Raw genomic sequence first — 4,810 nt, 5'->3', positions numbered from 1 at the left:
TTCTTTCGCGCGTAGATGGGGTATTCCTTGCCTTTCTCGAAGCGGGTATAGTAGTAGTACCCATTGTCCAAATAGGGCACGGACATGTCGGTCTGCTTGATGCGCCCGACGATCTCCTTGTAGAGCTTGTTCTGCAGCTTCTTGGTGTGCGCGAGTGCTGCCTCGAGATAGCGATTCTCAGCTTCGAGGTAGGCAATGACTTTTGGGTTGTCGCGTTGGTTGAGCCAGTAGTAGTTGTCCACGCGCGCGTGGCCGTGCATCACCAGCGTGGTGGGAATCTTCTCCGCCCGCGGAGGCTGCAAAACTTGCGGTTGGGGTTTCTTGGCGCACGAAGCAACCGCGACCGCCGCCACAACGGTTGCCCATAAGAAGTGGGCTTTGTACGTCTTGATCCTGAGCTCGGTCATTGGCACATCCTCCTTTGCGATAGCTTGCCCTGACGGGAAATGGCTACCTTACCAGAACAACCTTGCGCGTCTCGCGGAATTGTGGTCCTGCGACAGTCAGAAGATAGACGCCCGAGGGGAGGCTTTGTCCTACCAGGTCAGTGCCGGACCAGACCACCTGGAACTGGCCTGCCCTCTCGTGTTCAACCGTGTGCGAAAAGACCGTTTCCCCAAGGACGTTCGTCACCAAAAAGTTCACTCTTTGGGGTCGTCGGACCTGGTAGGGAACAACCAGGCTGCTGTTGAAAGGGTTGGGGTACGGGTAAAGGAGGAGATCGCGCTCTGGAACAGGTTTCCCGGTGTCGCTCTCGGGAACCCCAGTGCCGGCGCCGCTGATGAGCGCCACGGTGCCATCCAAGGCCGCGGCGACCACCCGCTCACCGTCCAAGGGGGTGACGGTGGCGACATAGGCATGGGCGAGCCAGTAGCGCCAGCGCAGGCTACCCCAGCTCGCCACCGCCACGACGAAGCCTGGTTTGCTCCCGGTAAACACCACGCCGCCCTTTTCCACCGGCATCGAAGGGGTAGTGTCCCAGCCGTAGCCCACATTGGTTGTCCAGAGTTGGAGCTGCGTGGGTTCGCCGGCCAAGAACGCATAGAGGCAGCCGTCTAAGGAACGCACGTAGAGGGTGCTATTCCCATCTTCAGAGAGGCCGATAGAGTCCCAAGCTTCTGGCGTCTTGCTGGACCAGATGGTGGTGCCATTAGCGAGGCTGATGGCATTCACGTAGCGTTCCGGATCCGAGACGAACACGCGATCCGCAGTGGCCACCGGCCACGAGGCGGCGGGCGCATAATAGAAGCTTGAGGTGCGATTCCAGTTCCAACGCAGGGCGCCAGTGTGTCGGTCTAAAGCGCGGAATTGGCGGTCCCAGGAGCCGAAGAGCAGCAGATCGCCGGCCACCGCAGGTTTGCATTCAATCATGCCGCTCGCGCGATACTGCCACAAGGGCTGGTGGCCCTTGGTGCCGAGGGCGTACATGGTCTGCTTGCCCGCGAAGTAGATGGTCGTGTCGGCCACCACGGGTGGCGTGAGCACCGCGCCGTCTGCCTGATAGGTCCAGAGCAAGTCGCCAGTTGCGGCATTCACGGCGTAGAAGGTGCCATCCGTTGCACCACAATAGAGCACCCCCTGGTGCACCGTGGGCGCGGAAAAAACCGCACCGGCTGCCTGCAGAGGTGGCCAGGCTTGCGTGCCGTCCTCAAGGCGCAAGGCGATGATGCGACCGTCGCTGGTGCCCACGTACACCCGCTCGCCATCGCAGGCCGGTGCTGTGATGACCTCTGCCCCTGCCTGGTAACGCCAGACCGCCTGCGGGCCGCCGTTCTGCACGACGAATCCGCGGGTGCGCGACACTCTCTGGCCTGCCGCTGTCACAAAAACGACTTGCAGCGTGTGGTAGCCGTTTTCCAGCGACGCGGTGGCAAGGGACAAGGACCACTCGTGGGCCGCGCCGGAAAGCGTTCCTGCCACAGTCCCGCCGCCGAGACTGCTGTGGGTCACCTGCCAGCTCCCAGTCGTGGCAGGTGCGCCGATGCGCACGTGCACTGTCCTTGTGCCGGTGACCACCTCTCCTTCCTCCAAGTCCAAGAGCTGCACCTCCGGTTGAGGCGCGCTCGCGCACGGGATGCGCAGCCAGGGTTGGTCTGCCTGCCCATCTGCCGTGTAGGGCGTGACCACAATCTCCCTCTTGCTTACCGAGACTACATTGAACCCTGGAGGTGACGCATAAGTGTCGCGGGTCATCGCCCCGGGGATGCCTTCAAAGTCGTAGGCCCGGTTGCTATGTCCATGCCCAACTAGGATGATGGCCGTTCGGTGTGCCTTGAGCAGGTCCAACACCTGCCAGTAGTTGTACATCGAAGTGAACTCGCACGGGAAGTGGCAGGCAAATATCACCGGCGTGTCTGGCGGGTCCAAGCTTGCCAACTGTTGGCGCAGCCATGCAATGTCGGCAGGATCGAAGAAACCGCCGCCTCCACGAAGCGGGATTCCTGTGTTCAGTCCGATGATGCGGAAGCCGCAGTGGCTGAAGGAAAAACGTAGGGCGCCAAAATGCCTTTTCAGAGTGTGCAGTCCCGATTCGCTCCACTTGGTGTCGTGGTTGCCGGGTACGCTCCACACAGGCAGGCGGCACGTGCGCATCAGGTCCAAGTACTGCTGGATTTCGCTGTCTGCACCGCGCTCGGTCAGGTCGCCGGTGTGCAGGACAAAGTCTAAGGAGTCAGCCAGTCCATTGATGGCGCCGAGCACTGCCACCAGGCCCGCCTCAGTGGAGCCGGCGCCCACGTGGCTATCGCTGATCCAAGCGAAGCGGAACACCCGCGCTAACGTCAACGGCTCGAGCACGCGGTCGGCCCCGACGAGGCGAACGGCCCGATGGCTTGTGGTGTCGGGAGTGTAGCCACGGGCCAGAAAGTGAAGGCGGTACTCGCCTTCTGGGAGATTGGCCAGCATAAATGCCTGGCCGTGCCGTACAGAGTCGTAGCTGGCCGGCAGCGGGAAGTTCGACGGGTAGGCCACGACTCTGCAGACCGCTGTGTCGCAGAGGTCATCGAAAAGCACTGTCCCGCTGACGGAGCGGCGCGACCCAGGCGAAGGTTGCATGGTAAAGGTCAAATCGCGCAGATCGCCCCCGAGAAGTCGGAGCGAGTCCACCCGCAGGGTGTCGTACCCCCAGGCCGCGCAGAGGATGCTGTACCATCCCTCGACGAGTTTGGCAAAGGCAAACCTGTGATGGGTACCCTCTTGTGTGGCAACCATCAAAGGTTGGTTGCTTCCCTGCCGGAACAGGGCAATTCGTGAGGTGGCGCGCGTTGGCCCGCCGGCGAAGAGCAGCTCGCCGCTTATGGAGTAGGTACTCATAAGCGAGGTCAGGCGCACGGCATCGGCGAGCACGTACCGCCCGTTTCCCTCGAAGTAGTCGCTCACCTCTACCCACGTGGTTTCGGGCAGGTCGAAATTGCCCAAGAGATGCCAGCCGGGCCGGTAGTTCTGATTGTCCAGTATGACCGTGTCTCCAGTTGTCGCGTGGATCGTGATGCGTGTGTCCTCGGCATAGTTGCCGTCGACCACATGGATTTCGACCCGATACAGCCCTGGAAAGGTCAGTGTAGTCTGCCAGCGGGCGGTTGCCGTGCCGTCCCCCTTGCGCTTGTAGAGGGCCGTCCCGCCGTAAGGGTCGCCCGTGGTCTTGACGAGCCATTGGCCGGTCACTACAAATCCTGGCCCGTCGTTGTCCAGAACGATTTCGATCTGCGCCCACGCCTGCGCCACCAACACACAGGCCAGGAGTGCTCCGCTGGTGCTCACGCGCATGCCATTGTCTCCTTTACCCTGCCTGGGTCTTCCGATGCCTCATTTGCCGAGAGGTGCCCATTGCGCACCCTACTGGTTCAGCCATTCTGTTGACGCACGCACCACTGTGCCGGCCTCCAGATGGTGATCTCAGTGCGCGCGTGCGCCCGATGCGCCTCTGGTCCGAAGGCAACTTAGCAAAACGTGGCCTGAGTGCGGCAAGTCCGTCGTGCGCCGTCATATCGAGAGAGGCCTCTACGCGTACTCATAGACGGGCGCGGTCCCGGCGGGTCTTGTGGCTGAACGCAATAAGGCCTCAATTCGCCGGACGGTTTCCGGTTTCAATAGCACATCTCCACACACGGGGCAGACCTCGGCAGGAACGTGGTCGATGACAATGACCTGCCCCTGTGCGCGGACCGTGTGCACAATGTGCCGCTCCTCATACTCTCCCGGGCACCCTGCAATACTGCACTTCATCTGGTTTGTCTCCTCTGGGTCGGCGTAGTCCACTTTGGGGGTTTTGGTTCGTATACCGTAATGACGATGAGCACTGGTCGACTCGTGGTACAGACAATGTGCAGTGGACGACACCCCTTGCTATGGCCGCACAACAAACAACAGCCTCCTCTCCTGTGCCCAGGGTAATTCTCCAAGATATGCCCGGTGGCAATTGCTTCAAGCACGTCGTCAAACAGGATTCCCTCTTCGACCATCTCCTGCTGCGCATGTTGGGTGATGCGGATCTGCTCGGCACTTGCCTGCTCACGGATTCGCTTCAGGAGTGCCTCCGCTTGCGTCCTATCTCCTTTGATCATGGGGCGCCAGAGTGTCAAAGGCTGCATCGCAATATCCCTGCAGGCAGCTGCTGTGCGTTGCCTCCGGGTTGTCCGAGTTGCTAGCTTTTGCCGAACTGAAGCATGGAAGGCCAAAACCAGTTTGCGAGCGTGATTCGCCCCGGACGTCAAACACCGAGCCCCCGTAGGGATCGCTAGTGGTCTTCACGAGCCATTGGCCGGTCACGGCAAATCCTGGACCGTCGTTGTCCAACAGGAGCTCGATCTGG

General features: G+C 61.1%; 4 protein-coding genes. All 4 read right to left on the bottom strand.

All coding sequences use genetic code 11. The features are described 5' to 3' along the window. Nucleotides 1-407 (bottom strand): oligopeptidase B (locus H5U38_09165; protein ID MBC7187189.1); only part of this gene is annotated, 407 nt, incomplete at its 3' end. 43 nt (nucleotides 408-450) lie between these two features. Beyond that, nucleotides 451-3,765 carry a PQQ-binding-like beta-propeller repeat protein gene (locus tag H5U38_09160; GenBank protein ID MBC7187188.1) on the bottom strand — a complete coding sequence of 1,105 codons (3,315 nt, stop codon included), beginning with the start codon at nucleotides 3,763-3,765 and terminating at the stop codon, nucleotides 451-453. A gap of 234 nt (nucleotides 3,766-3,999) precedes the next feature. Next, nucleotides 4,000-4,224, bottom strand: a complete 225-nt coding sequence (locus tag H5U38_09155) for a YgiT-type zinc finger protein (GenBank protein MBC7187187.1) — start codon at nucleotides 4,222-4,224, stop codon at nucleotides 4,000-4,002. Then, nucleotides 4,221-4,589: a DUF4258 domain-containing protein gene (locus H5U38_09150; GenBank protein ID MBC7187186.1), complete on the bottom strand. Its 369-nt coding sequence runs from the start codon at nucleotides 4,587-4,589 to the stop codon at nucleotides 4,221-4,223. Before H5U38_09150 ends, H5U38_09155 begins: the two co-directional genes overlap by 4 nt. Nucleotides 4,590-4,810: the final 221 nt, after the last annotated feature.

The organism is Calditrichota bacterium (assembly GCA_014359355.1).
Taxonomy (GTDB): domain Bacteria; phylum Zhuqueibacterota; class Zhuqueibacteria; order JANLFK01; family Oleimicrobiaceae; genus Oleimicrobium.
Note: the sequence above shows the minus strand (reverse complement) of the source record. Positions and strands in the feature narration are given on the sequence as shown.

Excerpts from the sequence above, each read along its gene's own strand:
- H5U38_09155 (MBC7187187.1), bottom strand. The coding sequence starts at position 4,224 with ATGAAGTGCAGTATTGCAGGGTGCCCGGGAGAGTATGAGGAGCGGCAC.
- H5U38_09160 (MBC7187188.1), bottom strand. The coding sequence starts at position 3,765 with ATGCGCGTGAGCACCAGCGGAGCACTCCTGGCCTGTGTGTTGGTGGCG.
- H5U38_09150 (MBC7187186.1), bottom strand. The coding sequence starts at position 4,589 with ATGCAGCCTTTGACACTCTGGCGCCCCATGATCAAAGGAGATAGGACG.